The sequence below is a fragment of the Natronorubrum daqingense genome, from assembly GCF_001971705.1.
Taxonomy (GTDB): Archaea; Halobacteriota; Halobacteria; order Halobacteriales; family Natrialbaceae; genus Natronorubrum; species Natronorubrum daqingense.
Genome location: NZ_CP019329.1, coordinates 68,874 through 88,348 on the forward strand (window position 1 = coordinate 68,874; position 19,475 = coordinate 88,348).

A 19,475-nucleotide genomic window follows, 5' to 3' on the forward strand; every position below is an offset into this window, starting at 1 on the left:
TTAGGTCCGTGGCCCTGAGTCGTTGCTCGAGTCGCCGAGGCCGAACAGCCAGATTGCGACGATCAAGAGGCCTACGAGGATGATCGTCAGCGTGGCGTCGACGGCGAAGAAAATCAAGAGCATGATTGCCCCGACGAGGGCAACGAAGCCCTTGAGGACGGCATCGAGTTTGGACTCGGTAACTGTCGCCGTTGCATCGCCCGTCGAATCGACCAGATTGTCGATCGAGTCGAACAGGCGCTCGATCACGCTCATCGGATTTCGCCTCGAATGTGAGTGGTCGGTACTGTTGGTCGCCGTCGCTGTGCGTATCTGGGTTTCATAGTCATAATGTGGGGTTCAGTCGGTGTCTGCCTCGAGTTACTTTCGCGGGCCGCGTTTGGACCGGCTACGGCCCGGTATGAGCCCGCCGAGACGCCATCGAAGTCGTCGGAACTGGGTTTGAATCCAATTTTCGTGCGCCCGATGGCCTCGATCAGCCTGTTTGTCACTGTCGTATTTCGAAAACTTGCCGCTCCGGTCGCGTTTCCGCTCATCTCGTCCGATCATCATCGATCACTCGAGGGTCACTCCCCCGTGATATCGCCGACGAGCAGTTCGAGCACGCTGTGTTCTTCCTCGCCGAAGATCAGCCCCGGTGCGTACTTGCCAGCCAGCGTCGAGACGTACTCCTCGTCGGGAAGCTCGTGATTGTCTGCGTCTCCAGACTCGTCGATATACGACCGCCGGTACTCGAGGAGGTCATCCGACGCGTTCAGTGCCGCCGAATTGCGGATTGCGATTGTGTAATCCGGGTCGTCTGGCTCGTCGACGGTCCACGAGAGGTCCGTGTACTCGTGTTGGTTCTCGTCGAACTCCGCCTCGAGAACGGTCTCGACTCGATCGTCATCGTCCAATCGCTTCGTCTGGAGGATATCGACCTGGACGGTAACGGTGCCGGCTGGCTGGACGTCGTCGAACTCGTCGATCAACCAGTTGCCGTAGGAGATCCAGGCGTCTGTGTTCGCCTCGAACTCGTTGCGGATATCTTCGGCGAGTTTTTCGGCTTCCTCCGATCGGCCGAACTGGATCGTCGACGCGAACAGCCCGTTCAAGAACGCGGTGTTGTCGCCGCCCTCGACGCCGATGCCATCCGCGAGGATGCCTTTCGGTTCATCGGGTTCGTCTGCGTTGTCTGCCGCTGCTGTCGTCGTCGAGAGGCCCGCCATCGTCGGTGCTGTCAGTGTTACACCGGCGGCCTTGAGAACACGGCGTCTGGATGGTCCTGGTCCAACGGTGTGGTCGGTCTCTGTGTTCGTCTCCGCGTGTGGATGTGTCTTCGTGGACATGGTGAGTGTGAGGTGTACTGAAAATCGAGCGCTTTTCTGAGCAATTAGACGGCTGCACGGCCGGTTCGAGAGTGTAGTGGCACGGATTCGAGGTCCGCCATGACCTGTTCGGCTTCGCGATAGGCCTCGGTGGGGCTGAGCCCCGTCTCGATCGTCCGTTGACGGCCAGCGCCCGTTTGATGGAGGAGCGTCCAGCCACCGGTGAGGCCATCGATCACGAGTTGGACGCGTTCGTCGTACTCCGGCCTCGTTCGTGACCACGTCTTTCGATGTGGGTAGTCATCGACAGCCATCCAGTCGCCGTCTGGTATGCACGGCGACCGAATTTCGAGCGTCGACGGCCAGAGTGCGGTCTCGAGACACGCTTCAGTCACCGTTCGAAGGCCATCCCAGAGGGAGTTATCGGCGTTCGTTGTGGACGCTTCGACTGTTGTGTCTGTTCCAGGCTGGGAACGTCGCTGGGGAGTGACGAGGTCTGCACCAGTGTCTTGTTCACGTCCTTGCTGGTCGCGCTCGTGTTCCGGTCGCTCCTCGGTTACCGTCTCTGCATCGTTGTCACTGTCTGGCGGTGTGGTTGTTGCCATAATTAAAGCGCCCGCGTCGGGATTCGAACCCAAGAACTGACGGAAGGGGATCTGCCAGTGCCGAGCCACGGTCTCGCGGACAAAATTGTGGGTGTTAGTGGTCAGTGAGCGATTCGCGGGTTAGAACGGCAATGTGTCGGTGAGCGAGGCCCAGCCGTCACTCAGCGTGCCAGTGAACGAATCAGCCGTCAGCCCCCACGCCTCGAATGAGCCGTAGTCGAGATCGTTCGTCAGCAGGTCGTTGGTGACCTCGACACCGGAGACGCTGTTGACCGACACTTCGTCATCGTCCTCGTCGAAGCGATCTTCGCCAAGGTTAATCTCGAGGTGCCCATCACCGTTGTAGACAGCGTAGGTGTCCTCATCTTCGTCTGCTTCGTCCCCGCCGATGAACTCACCAGGCTCTTCGTTGAAGACGACGATCGATCGGTCATCGACGGTCGTCGTCATCAGGTGTGGGACACGGTCGCCCTCGTCTTTGTCTTCGACAGAGTCATCGAACGTGTCCGTCACGTCGCTATCGTCCGAGTGGACGTGAACATCCGTCTCGGTGCCGTTCACGCCGATATCGTCGTCGATATCCGCGGTGTTGTCCAGGTCACTCGCGGTGAACGGCATACTGAAGCTGAACATGCCGTCATCATCGTCTTCCTCGAGCGAGACGATATCGTCATCATCGTCAGCGTCGAAGATCGTCATCGCGGCGTGTGAGTCAGCAAACTCGTAGGTCAGCGTGTCTTCGTCGGTGACTTCATCTTCGCCGATTTCGGCTTCCGTGACCGTGGCGTCAACCTCGGTCTCCTCGCCTGCATCACCGGGAAGGGTTTCGAGGTCTTCGTGTTCGACGGTGAACTCGAGTTCGAGTGGCGTCTCTTCGTCATCGTCGCCGTCGACATCGGCGTCAGTGTGGTCGTACTCGACCAGCGTGGTGTTCTCGTAGTCAATCTCGAGTGTGATGTCGTCGAAGTCTTCGACGGAGTCACTGTCAGCGTCCGTCTCGTAGACGACCGTCTCGTTATCGTCGCCGGCCTCGAAGTCCTCGGCGAGATCGTCGCCGTCGAACTCGAAGTCGCCGTCGTCTGTAACCTCTGCTGCAGCGCCGCCGGCCATCGCGAGTGATCCTGCCGTGATCATCGCAAAAACCATGAACAGCGTTGCTACGCGGTTGAATGTCGTTGTCATTGTAGTGTTGGTTGAAGGAAGGTTGGTCGGTGAGCGGTGCTAGCTGAGGCGGACTGTCAGCCGTAAGGTGGCGGGACGCCTCCTGACTGGTAGTGAATTCGTCTGATCGATTGGATTGGTATCATGAATGAGCCTCAATTGGGTGGGAAAAACTCTTGGTACGTCCCTGTCCGTATCTGACTATGGTACAGAATGTCTTTTTTATCACAACATCTGATCTCTCGGGGACTTCGGGCAACAATATCGCAACAAAGGAGATCGCTGCGGCGTTCGCGAGGAATGATGGTATTGATCTCACACTGATTTGTCCGAACCCAGATAGCCAACTACCGTCTGAGGTTACGGAGCATGTCAGTGAAGTCGCCCATTTTACGAGCGGGGATGGAACGCCGATCGATCGAATGAAGACGCAGTGGTCATTATTCCGGACGGTTCGGCCACTCCTTTCAAAACACAATCCAGACTATATCGTATCCCGTCAGTCGGCCACGTTAGTCATTCCACCACTGGTCGCGAAGCGTCACCGTGTCCCCCACGTATTGTTAATCCGTGGGCGGGCGTACACACGGCTGAAATTCCCGCGATTACTCTGGACGGTTTTCTCATTGAATGTTCGAATGTCATCTGGGATCTACTGTGCTTACGAGAAAATCGAAGAGGAAGTCCGATCTGTGCGTTCCGACGCGCCTGTTCAAGTGTTCAATAATGCAGTTGATCCCACATTGTTTGAACCTATATCGAAAGGCGCAGCACGAGGTATGACCGATCTCGGAGTCCCAGATGAGAACATAGTCATCGGCTTCGTCGGTAGTATTCGCCGTCGCCACCGACTGAAAGAGTTGTTTGAAGCTGCGTCTCGATCTGAATATTCAGACCGCATTTCTCTGGTCATTGTCGGTGATGGCCCACAACAAGAGGATCTTAAGCAGTTAGCCGATGACCTTGCCCTCGAGGACGTTACGTTCACTGGGTTTGTCCCACACAACGAGGTTTCAAAATACATCAATGCGTGCGACGTGTTATATGGAGTTGCTGACCCCGATCGCCCATCAGATCCGATCAAGTGTTACGAGTATTTGGCCTGCTCCCGTCCCGTGCTTGCCTCGGAATTCAGATTTGAATTCGTTGATGAGGTCGACGCCGGCTTAACAGTCAGTGAAATTGATCCTGACGAGATCGCATTATGTATCGATTCGTTTGTCTCGATGGATGACTCGCAACGGGAAGCAATGGGTGAGCGAGGTCGTGACTACGTTCTCGAGAATCACACGTGGGATCAGCTACCTGAGAAAATCGAATCTAAGCATTAGATTCAGCATCCATTCTGGGTCGACATCAGCTATAATTTTCAGCCATATATTCGTAAACCTCTTCGATTTCCTCTTCTGTTGCAGCCGATTCTATGTATATTGCGTTATCAATATCACCGTCCCACATCCGATCGTTTCGCGCCTCTCCGCCGATCCATGTCTCTTGGTCTATCTGTTCAAGATCGCCGCCATGAGATCCAGAATCAAGTAATTCATCATTTAAATATAAATGAACCTCTTCTTCGCCAGTGACCCATGTGTGCATATACCATTCCCCATCATCGATCGATTGCGAAGTTTCTATTTCAGCACGTGTATCGTCTGGTCCGCTTACCCGACCGTACATATCACCATTTTCAGCACCTACTTGATATGCTGGACGGGAATCACCGTTCCGTTTGCCATGTACTCTTTGGCTACCAGAGGAACTTGTTGTCCGAATCCAGGCTATCTTAGTCCATGTTGAAACATCTGAAAGCGTGTCGTCAGGTAATTCAACACGGTCTGAAGAGCCGTCGAACGCTAAGTACGCATCACCTAAGCCATCGTCTTCTTCCCAGCTAGCTCCAGATATTTCACCATCGTATCCTGATATCGAATCTTCAACTGTATCACCACTTCCTTCATCAAACTTCCAGTGGTGATCAGCGTTTTCAAGGATCGAAGGATAGGCTTCTTCGAGTTTGACTACTCCTCCTTCTATCTCGAGGTTATCAATCGGTTCGCCATCCTCGAGATCAGATCCAGAAACTTCTATGTTAACCATTTTAATTCACCTCAATTCGTTTAATCCGAATCCGACCATGGTTGATCAGCATAATCAGACTCAATCTCTTCGCTATTAGGTGCAGAGTCGGCAATGATCAAATTGTCAATTATGCCCTCCCAATGGTCGTTAGCACCGCCTTCATTCTCCGCAAAAAGATAGAGGTCTTCGTCCCATTCGACTGGAGATCCGAAGTTCTCGTCGGAATCGATGCTGGTACTAACCTCTTCACCGTCAATATAAATCGACATATCGTCCGCTGAGTTTCCATCTTTAACAAAAACACAGCGGTGTGGGTCGCCATCAAAAGGGTGGTCACTAGTTTCAATGCGAAGGCGGCTCGAACCGCTATCTTCCATCATGAAACGGAGATCACCACTTGCCTCAACTAACAGATCATGTCTGCTTGAGTCCGAAACGCCCAAAAGGCGATTGCTGCTATCGCTCGATTCGACTGTAAAGGCGAGTGTGAATTCGTCATCTAAGGCCGAACCAACATCTTGGGCTCCGAGATTAACGTAGTCGTTGCCAGAGTTCTCGAGTGCATAGCCACCAACCCAATCACCGCTAACCCACTCGACCCCCTCCAGCTCTGCATCATCATCCCCCGTGGAATTTGTTGCAGTATTTCCTTCGCCATCACCGAATTCCCAATGGTGGATTACGTCATCGAAATCGTCTGGCTCTTCGGGCTCTTTGAGTGCCAGTTTCTGGTCACTAATTTCAACGTCTTCTACTGTCTCCGAGTCGTTCCAAACTGACTCGTCCAGTTCTATTTCGTTCATGTTAGCTCACCTCCAAACGTCCAGTTCGCACGAAACCGTAATTGGAATATTCGTCTTCCATATCAACCATATCGTCATCAGTCCGGAATATTTCAGAGTTGTAAGTATCTCCATCATACGCGTAGTGCTCATCCACTTCGAGTTCGACGACATCGAGATCTTGTTCAATGGTCAACGAATAGAATTGTTCTTCATCATCGTCGCTCGTTTCGAGGTACCAGTCGTCATTTACCGACCGGTTTGAACGCATTCCATCGCCGAATTCAACGATCCCATTCTCATCTTCTACGATATATCCGTCATCCAACTCTGTGTAATCACCGTCATCCGGTTCTTCATCAACTACAGTCCATCGTTTAGTCCGCTTCCGGACGTGGATATGGCCACTGAAGCTTGCATACACATTGCCAGCATCTGCGTAGATTGGAGCCCACGCCTCTCGAAGATTTTCTTCGAGGTCATCGTCACTTGACGATCTCGATCCGCCAGCCAATATTGGGCAATGGTGGAACGGAAGGACCATGTCGACATCTGTATTGATGTTGTCCTCAAGCCACGCTGCAGTGTCGTCGATCTCCGCTGAGTGTGTGTCAAGACCGATAACTTGGAGATAGTCACTGATCGTCACTTCAGCGTAATTTTCTCCAGTTGGATCGAGATCAACAGTGTTGGTGAAGAAAAACTGGAAGTAGCCAGCGTCCGGTTCGACACTTCCAGATCCGTCCCATCCACTCCCGTTACCGACCTCGTGGTTTCCGGGAACCATCATCATGGGAACGAGAAAATCCTCGTTGATGTGTTCCATGTAGTTATCCCAGAAGTCGAGCCAGTAATCCTCTATCTCATCAGATTCTTCATACCCGTTTGATACGACATCGCCAGCGATCAGGAGCATATCTGGGTCTTGGTCAGCAAGGTCCTGCATTGCCTCATCATCCTCCATCTCTTTGTCGATGTGGATGTCGGAGGTGACAATGATATTTAACCCATCATCGGCATCACTCAGATCGTCAGGGAGCGTTCTGAAGCTGATTCCATCGACGGTTTCACCACTGTCACAAACGATCTGCGCATGGTACTCTGTGTCCGATTCGAGGTCATCGAGAGAAACTTCGAAACGGAGGATATCAGAGTTTTCTGCAAACTCTTCACCATCCGATTCAGCAGTATGCTCGAGGTTATCCGGACCAGTACCGTACTCTAAAGTTTGCTCATCGTGTCGATCATCATCGCTCCGTTGATCGATCCATGAGATAATCGCTTCTGTTGTTGGGTCTTCTGGAAGCAGTGCGTATGGGTGAACATCTTCTTCTTCCATTTATGAATCACTCTCGTTGTTCTCGTCACCGCTATCTTCATCTCCAGACCAAGGCCAGCTAAAGTCGAAATCGAACGAGAAGAATCCGTCCGCACTACCGGCCCGAAGTTCGTCCGCATCACTTCCACCAGCCCAACCGAGTCGGCGTGCCATGTTTGCTTGCATCGATGTGAACGATGTCAGCCCATCGTGGAACCAACTCTCTCGATCTGCCATCTGCCACGGATCGTCAACTGCCAGTGGGTCGGCGACGTCGAGCCACTGATGTTGTTCCCAAGTCTCGCGTTCGTCATCGATGTCGTGCAACTCGAGGAACGCACCACCACCGTCCTCGTCGTATACGAGGTGGTTGTACGGATCGATCACCTCGAAGGTTGCATGTGTTGGTTCATCAGCTCGCGCCTGCTCGAGGTCGTCCTCGTCCGGCTGTGTGTCCGCTGCCAGATACTGATAGCCAGAGTAGACGATCTCTTCGACCTCTTCCGTCTCCGCGTCGACGAAGACGTAAATCGGCTTGTGAGAACCAATTTGAGAGTTGAAATCAACGACAGCGGTTTCGGCACTCGGCAGATCCAGCCAGTAACAACAGACGAACGTCTCTTCGTCCTCTGACTCTGCTAACACCGCGTACATACCATCGGTGTCGCTGCGAAGGTCCGAACTCATCGACACCCGTGGTTGGTACTTTCTGAGGCGATATTCGTCGTACATCACCTCCGCGTCGTCCGGCACCTCAGTCCAGTCGTCTGCGGAATGCGTGACCTGCTCGAAGTCATCGGGGTCGAGTGGCTGCTCTGGTATCTCGAGCGTTAGTGGTTCGAACAGTTCTGGCGACTTGTCGCCGTCATCTGATCCGAGCTCGATCTCGAAATCATAGTAAGACTCGTCAGAGCCGTCCAGTCCCGCCAGGTCGTATTCATCGTCGCCATCCTCGAGTGTAACCGTGTCACTCGCGAGTAGATCATCGTCATCGTCGGATTCGTACTCGTAAACCGTGATCTGGATTGCTGTGTCGTCGGGGATATCTGCCTCAACTGACAGCGTAGCTGTTTCTGAGTTGTTTTCAGTTGCTCCAACTGGTTGTGTTGCAGATCGGCCAACGATCACCAGTGATATCGCGCCAGCCGTTGCTTTGAGAACGTCGCGCCGATCTGCCTGTAACGGTGCCTCTGCTCGTGTGGTGTTGTTTGCTGTAGCCATGATTTTACCTTTCCTCGAATCGGAGTCGTGCTCGTGACGTTCCTTCACTTAGGCCAAGGCGAATCCAGATGTTTCGCGCCGCCCATGCATCACATGTTCCGTCATCCCACCAGTGATGGCGGTCTTCATCCCAGAACACGAATGGGTCTTCAATCGCTCGGTGGTTCGTTGTCTTAAACCGACCTTCGTCGTACCAGTCTGTGCGGATTTCGCGGAACGAGCCGAACGATCCGCGGAAGTCCTCGATGAATTCGCCGTTTGTGGTCGGCGCTTCCATGTAGTGATTCCACGGGCGGATCACCATGAGGTTGACATGCGTCTCTCGATCGGAGACGTAGTGCTCGCTCATCGGCCCCCACTCCCCGTCGATCCACAGGCCGTAATGGTGGCCGCCTGTCGTCACGATCGTGTCGACAGTGTCGTCGTCATCGCGAACGAACACAATCGTCGGTTCGTGATCCAGGTAGTGTTCGTCTGGTCCCCAGTCTAGTCCGACGTATGCGAAGGCCGAATGCTGCGTCTGATGGCGAAACCAGTAGTAGTACGCCGTCACATCGTGTTCGTCGCTTTCTGCGATCCAGCCGTACAGCCCTCGAGCTTTTGCTTGTGCCTCTTGACGCTCCGCGATCGTCATGTGCTCGTACGAAAACGCCGGCTGGTACTCGCGAAGATCGTCTAAGTCGTCCCGAACCGTAATATGATCGGGTGGAACGGGATAGTCACCGTCGTACTCGAGTGAATTATCGCGTTGCTCATCGTCATCCGAGGCAAACGGGCCGAAAAAGGCCGGCGTGGTTGCTGCCACACCCCCCGTCTTGAGGAGTTGGCGGCGTGTCAGTTGGTCCTGCATTGCACTCACCCGAGAACGTTCGACAGGAGACGGTTGAACTCGTCACGCACTTGCGCTTCCGAAGACCGAACGTCTTCCCGATCTTCGTCTGGTTCTTCGTTATCGATTGCAGCCTGCACGTCGAGCAGACCGTACTCGGCTTCCGTCTCACCTGCGTGTTCGAGCGGATAGCCTGTCTTCGTCAGTCGACCCCACGTCTCATCGACATCCGTCTCCTCGCTCGCGATAACCAATCCGGCACCGCCAGCGACGTGTGGGGCGCTCATCGAGGTCCCAGAGAGGGTTGACTCGCCGCCCGGTAAGTCGGCCGTGATGGCCATCCCCGGCGCTGCAAGTTCTGGATTGACACCAGTCTGTGGGTCGGGACCGATATTTCCGAAGTAGGCAAGTTGCGTGTCAGCGCGGTCGCCGTCCTCTGGCACGTTGCACGCCTGGACGCCGAAACCGTCAGTTGAGGACGCTGGGGCGTTCGTGAACACTGAACCGTACCGATCGTTCCCGACAGCCACGACACACAGTACACCTGCATCGTACGCGTCCGCGAGGGCTTCCGCGAGCGCGGGTGATGGTAGTGGTGAGCCGAGCGAGAGGCAGGCGACATCTACTTCCTCCTCGATTGCCTTATCTACCGCTGCGACGATATCACCCGTCTCACCGCCGCCATCATCGAGTGCTTTCAGTGCCAGGATATCCGCATCGGGAAGGAATCCATCTTCGCCAGCCATGCACACAGCGACCCATGTGCCGTGACCATCACTGTCTTCGACAACGTCGACGCCCGTTGGATCATCGCTGCTCGTGAAGTCCGTAGACTCCTCGAGAATTCGGTCGCCAAACGTCGACCCGTCATCGACGCCTGTGTCGATCACCGCAATGGTGAGGTCTCCGGTGTCAATCTCGTCGATTAGGTCGTCGTCCGCGCGGACTAATTCTCGAGAGTCGGTCAGATCCGTTTCAGGCGCATCACCATCGAACGCCAGCCCATCAATCCCTGACGGTGACGGGCTCCATTCGAGAGTTGACGCCATCAACGACGCCCGTTGGGGCCAACTAATATCGGCATCGAACGACCACTCGTCTTCGGCGTCGAGTTCGTCGATCGGCGTCGGCAGATCAACCTCGAAATTGCCGTCAATGTAGTCGACGTAGTCGTTGGCTTGCAGGCCCCCCGAGAGCTGGTTGATCGATACAGCCCCGTAGCCGCGTTCACGGAGTCCGATGTCCTCCCACGACGCCGAGATGACCATCAGATTGACGTGCTCGAGGTCGCGTTTGATGTCTCCATTGCTATTGACCCAACTCTCGAGGTCGCGATATTGGCTATCATCCTCGTAGTGAATCAGGAACGATGGATCGGCGTCACTGCCGAAGGTCCCGAGATCGGCGTCGAGTGCTGCCGTCGTCAGTGTCTGGCTGTCACCCCACGTCCACCCAGATAGGTTCACGAACGAGGGAATGGTCGTGGCCGCTGCCGTTGCTCCAAGGGTCGTCAGTAATTGTCTTCGTGTTTGTTTCATCGAATCACCTACGTTAAGTACCGGCGTTGAACCACGATTCCAGATCCAAGTGCAACAACTCCACCTGCGGCTCCAGCCGCTCCTGATGTCGAGAAGGGCAGGAATGGGATTCCGATCGACGGCACACTTGTCGCAATGCTGTGTTTCGTCGATTCGCCCCAATCAGGATCGTCGTTCACATACATCGACAACTCACCGTCAGATTCGGTGAACGTCCGAATCACGGCTTTTCCGTCACCACGGTCGTCGATCTCGCCGTAGCGTTCGGTCTCGCCAACCTCCATCGGCTCGCCACGCCACCATCCTGGGTCGCCGCGCCAGATCGCCGCGTCCTCATCGAGATCGTCGAAGTGGATCACTGTCTCAACGCTGGTGTCGAGTGTCGCTTCATCACTGCCCTCGAGCAGTCGAACGTCGATGTTATCGACGCTCGAGTCCATCGCAGAGTCCGGCTTCACGTCAAGTCGTGATGGCGTGTCGTCTCCAGGCGTGATTGCCGAGATTCCAACGCGGTCATCGTCGACCGTCACTTCGGCGTCCCGAAGGCCTTCGCCGACGAGCGCCAGTTGCTCATCACCACTTGTTGACTCTGTTCGGACCGTTGGATGGTCGCTACGCGGGTCCTCGAGCGCGCGGATCGAGAAGGTCTCAACAAACTCGTCGCCGGTATCAGCCCCCATCGTCGCACGCACGTAGTGTTCTCCAGAGCCGTTCGTCTCGAACGCCCCGCGGTCGTCATCCCGGAGGTCAGCGTCGATCGTTTCACCTTCTGGGTCGAACACCTCGATATCAGTCACGCCCTCGAAGTCGTTGTCTCCAGTCCGGAACGTCATACTCACACGATCCGAACTACCCGGCGATTTGGTGTTGAAGTCAATGGCGCGAACATCCGGCGTCTGGCCCTGGAACGCTGGGTTTTCAGCCGAAATTCGGTCGTCAATTATGCCATCTTCACCGCCACCGAAGATTCGGAGCTCGAGTCCTGCTGGATCGTCTTCATCGATCGGGAACTCCTCAACCGTGAGTGTGTTCGAGCCGAACGTGCCAGATTCGATCGACCAGTAGTCCTCGCCAAGCTCTTCGCTCGAGCCGTCAGCCCAATGGATTTCAGGATTCAGCGTATCCTCGTCGATTCCATCGGGGACTGGATACTCGGCGAATAGTTCACCGTCTTCGATATCCAACGGATCGTCCAAATCGGGCGGATCAATCCCACCGATGCTCAGGATTGCCGTTTGCATGTGGCCTGTTTCCTCGGCCAGTTCATCGTTATCTAAGTCATCTGCATCCTGGACTGAGTCGAACTCGCTGTCCTCCAGGTACCGTTCTTCTGCGTGCGGGTTGACCTCGATGATGGTCTTATGAGCTTCGTACGTCGACTCGAGCGTCGCGTTTTCCATCTCGTCGAAGCGTTCGTCGTACTCCGACTGCATGTCGCCGATGGTCTCGTTCAGCCGTTGGTCTTCAGCCCACTGCCGCCACTCGTCGAGATCATCGAGATCCATATTCGGCAGGTCTTCCGTGCCGAACGTCTCGAGTGTCACATCCTCATCCGGCACGTCATGCCGCTCGGGTGCGCCCACCTGGAACGTGCCGTTATAGCCGTGATCGCGAACATCTCGTAGGTCGCTAAAGGATGCGCCCGTGATATCCGTTAGTTGTTCGCCGTCCGCGCGATACGTTTGGACTGTCGCGCGTTCAACGCCCGACTGCATTCGAAGGTCGAACTCGCCGTTTTCGTCAGTCGTCGTCGTACGGCGCTCGAAAATACCATCTCCGATGTTGTCCTGAATCTCTTGGGCGCGATCGGTGAGCTCACCAGCTTCGTCCTCGAGGTCGTGGACGATATTCGAGACCATATCCTCGGGGTCGCCGACAATGAGGAAGTATGCCGCCGCCTCGTTACCTTCTGGATAGATTCGATAGATACCCTCCGATGGGTTCAACGTGGCCGCTTCGTGCTCTTTCGTGCTCAACGAGTAGCTGCCGGTCGTTTCGACCCGTGGCTGCGTCTGGCGTTCGTAAGTCGACGTCGTCTCGCCAGACATCGAGAGCTGTTCGACCACGATTTCGCCACTCGTCGTTCGTCCTGGTAGTGCATCGTCAATAGAGTCCTCTCGGTCGCTGACAAGCCCACCAGATTCGGTTGCATCCCACTTCGAGAGGACCAGTTGCTCACCTTCGTCAACAACGAGGTGTGGCTCGCCAAGATCAGGATCAACCTGCTGCATATCGAGCAGCGTTTCAGACGCCCACGTTCCTCGTTGGGCGTTCATGTCCCAGTCATCTTCGGTGTGGACCGCCGCGTACTCGCCGCCAACATCGCCGAGAAGGTCGTCGAGGTCGGTCTCGAGATTGAACATCTCATCCGCGAAGTCGCCGGGGTCGTCCTCGAAGATGTCCTCGTCGATCAGGTTGAAGTCATCTTCCCACTCATCAGGGAAGGGATCGGATGCATCGTCGAGCAGTTGCTCGGCTTCGGCTTCCGCGTCTTCGACCGTGTCGTTCAGTGCATCGTGATTTGTGCCGAGGCCTTCGACAGTCGAGTTTTCGATTGGTTCGCCGCTTTGGTCGACGACCTGTCCGCTCAAGGAGTTGCCCCCGCCGTCGATCTGGTCAACAAACAGTTCTCGATTGTTATCGGTGTGGCCGGCCGATGCGAAGAACTCACCCTCGAATTCCTCAAAGCTATCTTCTAATTGCCAGTCCTCTGGTTCATCAGTTCCCGATTCCCAGACTTTTGCAGTCACGTCCCCACCGTCAACTTGAATCCGCCAATCGGCCCATTCGCCCTCGAAGGAAGTGCCAATGGTATCACCTTCTGGGTCATCCGTTGGGTCAGTTTGGAGGTATGTCTCGCCATTTTCTTCGCTGAACACGAGCGAGATTTGGTCTTCATCGGTTCGATCTTCTACGTCACCGATTCCGATTCGAGTACGGCTATCGCCCATGTCCGCGCGCGATGTACCCGATACTTCGAAATTGGCGCTCGTATCAATAGTCGGTCCATCCTCCCACATCACGCGCCCATCGGGCGACGTACCGGACGTGTCATCTTCGACGCTAAGGGAATTATCAGTCAAAAATCCCTCGTCAGCTATCTCTTCATGTCCTTCCACCGATTGCCATTCCGATGGCTCATCGCCAGCTTCGTAATCCTCAAAATCAGTGAAGTACGAGGAGTTTTCTTCATCAGTGGTTTCTATTGTTTGTTCGAGTTGGGCGTCCTCGAGTGAGTTAAGATCCTCTTCGCCCGATAGCTGAGGTTCTGGCTCTACTTCAGCACCGGCGTCCATTCCAGACGCTGCCGCCGGCATCGCCGGCATCGATGCGACCATCAAAACCGCGAAGAACACTGCAATCAGGGCTTTCCGAGGTGTCCCCGACCACAGTCCCTCCAACGCGTTCAGTCGACTGCTGTTGCTATCCGTCTTGGATGACTGGTGTTGTCTCATAGAAATTCACTCCTCAACTGTGGCCGCAAGCTCGAGTTCCGTCGGATTGAACGTCCAGCGCCCAACCCGGCGCATGATCTCCGTGTCGTGAATGTCTCCGGACGACTTGAGCGTCATCGCCCGATCTCTGATTTTCGCTTTGGTTCGCGATGTGAGTCGCGTCTGCACAAGCGCGAAAAAGAGGTCGATCGCCTCGAGTAACTCCGATTTCGATCGGTCAGGGATAATCCCGCCGAACGTGACGTGGCCGACCTCCGAGTAGCGCCACGGTTCCGTTGCTGGCGCTTTCTTTTGCATCTGAGTCTGTGGGGTGTGACGATACCGACGCGTTGGCGGGAACACCTCTTCGTCCGTCAGATCGATCACTTGGCCTTCGAAATCGTGCAGACCCTCTTCTGGAGGTTCATGCAACGCAATCGGGTCGATGATCCGATCGGAGGTTTGCTTCAAAACCAATCGGGTCAACGAGGATTCCTTTGTCGTTCCGGTCGTCTCACTGTGACCGGAACTCGAGTCACCGTGGGTGCCGTCTTCAGCTTCAGTTTCAGCTTCGTCGTCCTCGATCCAGTTGTATGGACTGTACTGTGCGGTGTCCGCTGACTGCCTGTCTGTATCGACAGACTTGGCAGTCTGGTCTGCGTGGGCTGACATTGTAGGGGTGTTGTGCGTATGCGACGGGTTTTGGACGTAGCAGGCCGTTTACTGTCCGATAACGGATTCCGGGTACGGATACGGGTATGGCTATGGCCGCTGCTACGACATCGATTCCAAGTGCTCGCGCTACTCTCGAATGCTGATGGACGGGAGAAGCGTAGCTATCGAATTTGGCCACACGACACGGCCGCCCTGAACTGCTCAGTCACTCGCACAGATCGGGTCTTAGCCGACGTTACTTCGTGACTTTACCGTCGTGTGACCTTGTGTATACGAGCGTACGGGTTCATCTAATATGAAAGTAATGGGTGCCAACCGATTTCTTCCGGAAATATCGGTGCTGTGGGCCTTGGTTTAGGTCTGGGACTGACCCTTCAAGTGGGGTGAGGTGGAAAAGTGGATTTACGGCGACGAATCCTGGGTCCGTTCTTCAGTCAACTCGTTGGGTTCTGGGATTGGGTGCTCGCCAGTATCCGGGGTGGGGAGATCTTCGAACGAAACACGTTCCCACTCGTCTGGTCGCGCGCAGTCATCTGCCTCGAGTGGTTCACGCTCACGTTCAGAGTCGTTCTGATCATCCTTTTTGTCCGAAGTCATGTATATCCCGGGAATGAGTACCCAATACCCAACTGCTGACTTTGCCATCCACTGCCTATCAGTTAGTTGTTCAATGGTATTTCCGCCCCTGACGCATAGTGATAATGGTTATTCCCATGTCATTAACGTGGTTTTCGAGACCCGAATAGTCAATCAAAGAAGCGGTCTTCGCCCGCGCCCTAGCCGAGGGTTTATCTCTAATCCGGCCAGATTACTGACTGAATGGACCCCGTCAACGAAACAGAGTATACGAACGAAATCGCGCCACCATATACGCGGATTCGTACGTACTTCGCGACTGATCGGGGCCAAGTCATTCGTTTTGTCGTGAAACTCGAGTACAACATCTCAAACAATACAGCCCTCCTCGAGAAGTGGGAAGAGGTCGCCCGATTTGATCACAACCCAGAGTCACAGGACGGTCACGATATCACGGATGAAGGTCTCCATATGGATCTTATCGAACCGAATGGGGACGATCGGCGTGCATGGGGGTTTCCCGACGTTCCAATTAATGACGCTCCTCGATGGTGTGAGAGTTACTTCGAATCAAATCACCGGCGCTTGACAAAGCGATTCGCAAAAGAAATCGGAATAGAAAAGTGGAATTTACCTACTCGTCGATAGTCTCCCACTCGAGATCTTCAAGCTCTGGCTTTGGATACTCCTCAAAATCAGGTTCAAACTCCTCTTTAGGCCGGTCAGTTTCCTCTGCCAAGCGTTCAGCCGCATTCTCCGGTTTCTTTTTCAATGTCATACACACCCCGGGATTTGATACCCGTATTCTGTTTGCGTTGTTTACTACACACCCCCTACGAATTTGCAATGTCCGTTAGGGGGTGTCTAACTGGTATCTAGTCCACAACACCCAGTGGACATAAATCTTCACCATGGTTTGTGATCAGTCCACTATCTCCATGCCAGCGGCCTCGAGCGCCTTCGGCCACGTTCCCCATCGGCGCAGGTACGGCGTGATAGAGTGCTCACCGCGTTGATTCATCTCCGACTGTGACGGCGGCCGGCCGAGTTCCACTGCGAGGTCGCGAACCGCGTCGATCAGGTCGTCCTCGTCGACGCGTCGCCCAGGTCGAATATCCTCTGGGTTGAGCCCTGCCTCTTTGCGTGCATCAAACCACGACTCGAATCGTCGAAAATAGGTCGATGGGTCGTATTCGCCGTGTTCCTCAACGTCTTCAAGAAGCACTGGCTGGCCGTGTTCATCCGCTAGTCGCTGGAGATCGGCGAGGGGGTCCGCGTCGGAGAGATATTCGTGGTTGTGAAAACTTTGATTATTCGTCAAGCCGAATTGTTAATTGATGGATGTTGAGGTAACACCCGAAAATATATTCACTGGCCTTTTTGCATTTCTAATAGTGGTTACAGCCGGTCCAGCGATCTCTAGCGCAAAGTCTGAGGCGGCCTGGTCACTTCTTCACACTGCGGTTTTTGATGTTAGTGGACTGGCCCCAAGAATGGTGGTTGTTTGGACTGCTGTTATCGTACTTCTTGCTGTGCCTGGGTACGTTGCTCTAGCGAAAATCCCATTTGAGAGCCGAGGATGACTTCCCTACGAGGTTCCCTTCGAGGTTCCCTTCGAATACAGTGGGGGGGATCGAAATTTAGAGCTAGTATCCGTCACTGCGTAATTACATCCAGGGCCGGGATTTTACTGTGTATCCTCATTTTGCTTGAGTTCGCTCGCGTCAAGTTCCTCATTGAGATAAGCTTCCCCTTCCTCAGTAATCCCATAGAGGCCGCGGGAGATTCGATCAACCAATCCATATTTGGCAAGCACAGGGCACCGATTTCGGGCATGGCCAGCGCTAGGCCCGCCAAGATCTTCGATTGCTGTCGGAGTTAAATTGCCATACTCACGAATGAGTTCCAGAATTTTATCGTCCGACGGAACCATCCACTCAGCTTCCTGGCGCATCTCGTTCGAGGAGTTGGGAGCAATAAACATACGGATACTGGTTATAGGTGTATTCTGTCCACTCGTGCATAAAAACTTGTATTGTATAATTGTATACTGACGACTCGTCAGTAAGCTATATTAGTAGCCGGTGTCAAATGGCTGTTGACCTGCCCCTTCTGGGCCTCAAAGGTCCAGCGTGCTGGAGACACGCCGGGGTCGGGTCACCCTAGCAAGAGTTTCCGACCATGCAAAATGACCGCTCGAGGGGCAATGAATATTGCCCCATAGACGATGGTACAGCTGGCCGATCGATTGGCCACGAAAACACCACCAACAAAACGCACCCGCGCCAAAGCCCGGACACACGGGCGAAAGGCCGTACACCCCACACTCGCCCGTCCGTAGAGTTCCCCGCAAAGGCACCTAAACGACAGGACACCACGCAGTACGACGAACTCATCGTCGCCAACGACGATGCGATCCTCTTCGAAGCCTCGAGAGGTGACCACTGATGGTGCGTGGCGGGTGCAAACACTGCGGGCAACGAACCACGAACAACCGGCTGTGCAATCGCTGCCAGACGCTCGAGCATCGAGATTTTTTCGTCGAAACCGACGGCCAACCCACCAATACCGACGACGCGCTCGAGTATCGCTGCACCAACTGCGGGTGCGAGTACACCGCGGCCGGCTCAGAAAGCTGCCCCGACTGCGGGTCCCGACGTCGCCGGTACATCGGTCCACTGTCTGGCGAACAACCAAACGAACGAACCCTAGCCACCGACGGGGGCCGCGACACCCACCAGGGAACCCTCGAATTCGTCTTCGAGTACACGACCGTCGATGACCGTCGTCGCCGCGTCACAATCATTCCCGATACGGGCGGCGAAGGGTGGCGAATCACCCACGAACGCCGCGATGGCGAGTGGCGGGAAACTGGGCGTGAGCCAATTTCGGGCCTCCACCTCCAGCTATCGTCAACCGAGAACGCAAACCCAGCCACCCCGTCAACTAACCATTCAGCTGTCGACCTCGAGACACTCGCAACTGCCCACGACCAACTCGAGTGGGCGGACGTGCCCAATGTCTCAACTGCTGAAGCTGCAGCCTGGGCCGCCCGCCTACGAGAGGCACACGACCGTCTCGAGACAGATCTGACGGGAACTGTCGACAGACCGGCAGAGATCGACTCCGATGGCGGGACAACCACCGTCCGAGGACCCAAACCCGACACCCAAGAGCCCTCGCCAGGTGGTCCCAATGCGTAACACCGACCAAACGGCGATCGGCGTCGACCTCGGCGAGTACAACCTGTACACCGCCTGCCCAGTAGGGATGCCCGATTGGAAGGGTGCCTACACGATCTGCGGCGATGAGTTGTGTACGCGCCTGGACGAACTCCGCGAGCAGGTCATCACACTGCTTGGCAGCGACTACGACCGCGACACGGTCGTCGCGTACGTCACCCAGCGGCGCAACGCACTGCTCGAGGACCTTGATAGCGCAGCGAGAGAACTGTGCGAGTACGCGAGCGCGTACGACTACCCCGTGCTGGTCACCGAGGACAGCCACTACCAGCCAGACCTCTGGGCATGGCTTACCAACTCGAACGCCCACCGCGGAACGGCGTGGGTCCTTCCGATGGCCCACCTGCGTCTTCGGGCGGTTGCTGACGAGTACGACATCGAGGTCGGAACAGTGCCTGAGGAGTACTCTTCCCAGGAATGCCACGACTGTAGCGTCATCGGTGAGCGGCCGCTGAACCGGACCTTCCGTTGTACCAACCCAGACTGTCACGTCGAAACAGTCTACGCCGACTACAACGCTGCGAACGTCCTCGCACAACGGCACTACTCCGGCCAGCGATGTGCATACCGACCCCCGATCTCGGTCACGGTGGGTGAACGTCCAGCCCTCGTCGCCGACGGTGGCTCGCCACAGCCGTCACGGAGAGATGTGTAACCGACAGGCCGACGGTCGCGCTGGGGCCCGAGTGGCCTCGAGCCGTTGCTCTG

The 19,475-nt window shown here is 55.2% G+C and carries 20 protein-coding genes; 5 read left to right on the forward strand and 15 right to left on the reverse strand.

What is annotated here, in order from left to right:
• From BB347_RS17705 to BB347_RS17725, 4 genes are all read right to left on the reverse strand, one after another.
• The gene (locus BB347_RS17705; protein WP_076583942.1) at positions 1-255 is read right to left on the reverse strand and encodes a hypothetical protein; all 255 of its coding nucleotides are present in this window, start codon (positions 253-255) and stop codon (positions 1-3) included.
• A 311-nt stretch (positions 256-566) separates the two neighbouring features.
• Positions 567-1,328 carry a hypothetical protein gene (locus tag BB347_RS19700; RefSeq protein WP_236996027.1) on the reverse strand — a complete coding sequence of 254 codons (762 nt, stop codon included), beginning with the start codon at positions 1,326-1,328 and terminating at the stop codon, positions 567-569.
• A gap of 44 nt (positions 1,329-1,372) precedes the next feature.
• Positions 1,373-1,912, reverse strand: coding sequence for a hypothetical protein (locus BB347_RS17720; RefSeq protein ID WP_076583945.1), 540 nt, complete (start codon positions 1,910-1,912; stop codon positions 1,373-1,375).
• A 120-nt stretch (positions 1,913-2,032) separates the two neighbouring features.
• Positions 2,033-3,094 (reverse strand): hypothetical protein, encoded by a 1,062-nt coding sequence (locus BB347_RS17725; RefSeq protein ID WP_139327060.1) that lies wholly within the window; start codon positions 3,092-3,094, stop codon positions 2,033-2,035.
• 182 nt (positions 3,095-3,276) lie between these two features.
• Between BB347_RS17725 and BB347_RS17730 the strand changes: the two genes are divergently transcribed.
• Positions 3,277-4,404, forward strand: coding sequence for a glycosyltransferase family 4 protein (locus tag BB347_RS17730; RefSeq protein ID WP_076583948.1), 1,128 nt, complete (start codon positions 3,277-3,279; stop codon positions 4,402-4,404).
• Positions 4,405-4,429: 25 nt separating this feature from the next.
• On the opposite strand, the gene BB347_RS17735 is transcribed toward BB347_RS17730, so the two are convergent.
• The 8 genes from BB347_RS17735 to BB347_RS17770 form a co-directional block, all read right to left on the reverse strand.
• Complete coding sequence (locus BB347_RS17735; RefSeq protein ID WP_076583949.1) at positions 4,430-5,170, reverse strand: LamG-like jellyroll fold domain-containing protein; 741 nt, start codon at positions 5,168-5,170, stop codon at positions 4,430-4,432.
• A gap of 20 nt (positions 5,171-5,190) precedes the next feature.
• Positions 5,191-5,955: a LamG-like jellyroll fold domain-containing protein gene (locus BB347_RS17740; protein ID WP_076583950.1), complete on the reverse strand. Its 765-nt coding sequence runs from the start codon at positions 5,953-5,955 to the stop codon at positions 5,191-5,193.
• A 1-nt stretch (position 5,956) separates the two neighbouring features.
• Positions 5,957-7,273 carry an FN3 domain-containing metallophosphoesterase family protein gene (locus BB347_RS17745; RefSeq protein ID WP_076583952.1) on the reverse strand — a complete coding sequence of 439 codons (1,317 nt, stop codon included), beginning with the start codon at positions 7,271-7,273 and terminating at the stop codon, positions 5,957-5,959.
• Positions 7,274-8,473: a hypothetical protein gene (locus BB347_RS17750; protein ID WP_076583954.1), complete on the reverse strand. Its 1,200-nt coding sequence runs from the start codon at positions 8,471-8,473 to the stop codon at positions 7,274-7,276.
• A 4-nt stretch (positions 8,474-8,477) separates the two neighbouring features.
• The gene (locus BB347_RS17755) at positions 8,478-9,323 is read right to left on the reverse strand and encodes a hypothetical protein (protein WP_076583956.1); all 846 of its coding nucleotides are present in this window, start codon (positions 9,321-9,323) and stop codon (positions 8,478-8,480) included.
• 5 nt (positions 9,324-9,328) lie between these two features.
• Positions 9,329-10,840: a S8 family peptidase gene (locus tag BB347_RS17760; RefSeq protein WP_083687815.1), complete on the reverse strand. Its 1,512-nt coding sequence runs from the start codon at positions 10,838-10,840 to the stop codon at positions 9,329-9,331.
• An 8-nt stretch (positions 10,841-10,848) separates the two neighbouring features.
• Entirely contained in the window at positions 10,849-13,791 is a 2,943-nt protein-coding gene (locus BB347_RS17765; protein ID WP_083687816.1) for a hypothetical protein, read from the reverse strand.
• Positions 13,792-14,301: 510 nt separating this feature from the next.
• A complete protein-coding gene (locus BB347_RS17770) occupies positions 14,302-14,946 on the reverse strand; it encodes a hypothetical protein (protein ID WP_076583959.1) in 645 nt (214 codons plus the stop codon).
• Positions 14,947-15,768: 822 nt separating this feature from the next.
• On the opposite strand from BB347_RS17770, the gene BB347_RS19995 reads away from it, so the two are divergent.
• Complete coding sequence (locus BB347_RS19995; RefSeq protein WP_076583964.1) at positions 15,769-16,173, forward strand: DUF7718 family protein; 405 nt, start codon at positions 15,769-15,771, stop codon at positions 16,171-16,173.
• On the opposite strand, the gene BB347_RS19085 is transcribed toward BB347_RS19995, so the two are convergent.
• Positions 16,160-16,303, reverse strand: coding sequence for a hypothetical protein (locus BB347_RS19085; protein ID WP_157525019.1), 144 nt, complete (start codon positions 16,301-16,303; stop codon positions 16,160-16,162). The two genes, BB347_RS19995 and BB347_RS19085, sit on opposite strands and share 14 nt — an antisense overlap.
• A 144-nt stretch (positions 16,304-16,447) precedes the next feature.
• Positions 16,448-16,846: a homing endonuclease associated repeat-containing protein gene (locus tag BB347_RS17785; RefSeq protein WP_077202647.1), complete on the reverse strand. Its 399-nt coding sequence runs from the start codon at positions 16,844-16,846 to the stop codon at positions 16,448-16,450.
• 16 nt (positions 16,847-16,862) lie between these two features.
• Here BB347_RS17785 and BB347_RS19090 point away from each other — a divergent pair, with 16 nt between their 5' ends.
• On the forward strand, positions 16,863-17,108 hold the full coding sequence (locus BB347_RS19090) for a hypothetical protein (RefSeq protein WP_139327061.1): 246 nt from the start codon (positions 16,863-16,865) through the stop codon (positions 17,106-17,108).
• 104 nt (positions 17,109-17,212) lie between these two features.
• Here BB347_RS19090 and BB347_RS19705 read toward each other — a convergent pair whose 3' ends face one another.
• Positions 17,213-17,479 carry a winged helix-turn-helix domain-containing protein gene (locus BB347_RS19705; protein ID WP_236996028.1) on the reverse strand — a complete coding sequence of 89 codons (267 nt, stop codon included), beginning with the start codon at positions 17,477-17,479 and terminating at the stop codon, positions 17,213-17,215.
• Between the two features lie 493 nt (positions 17,480-17,972).
• Between BB347_RS19705 and BB347_RS17800 the strand changes: the two genes are divergently transcribed.
• Positions 17,973-18,728, forward strand: a complete 756-nt coding sequence (locus tag BB347_RS17800; RefSeq protein ID WP_076583975.1) for a hypothetical protein — start codon at positions 17,973-17,975, stop codon at positions 18,726-18,728.
• A complete protein-coding gene (locus tag BB347_RS17805; protein WP_236996029.1) occupies positions 18,721-19,422 on the forward strand; it encodes a transposase in 702 nt (233 codons plus the stop codon). Before BB347_RS17800 ends, BB347_RS17805 begins: the two co-directional genes overlap by 8 nt.
• Positions 19,423-19,475: the final 53 nt, after the last annotated feature.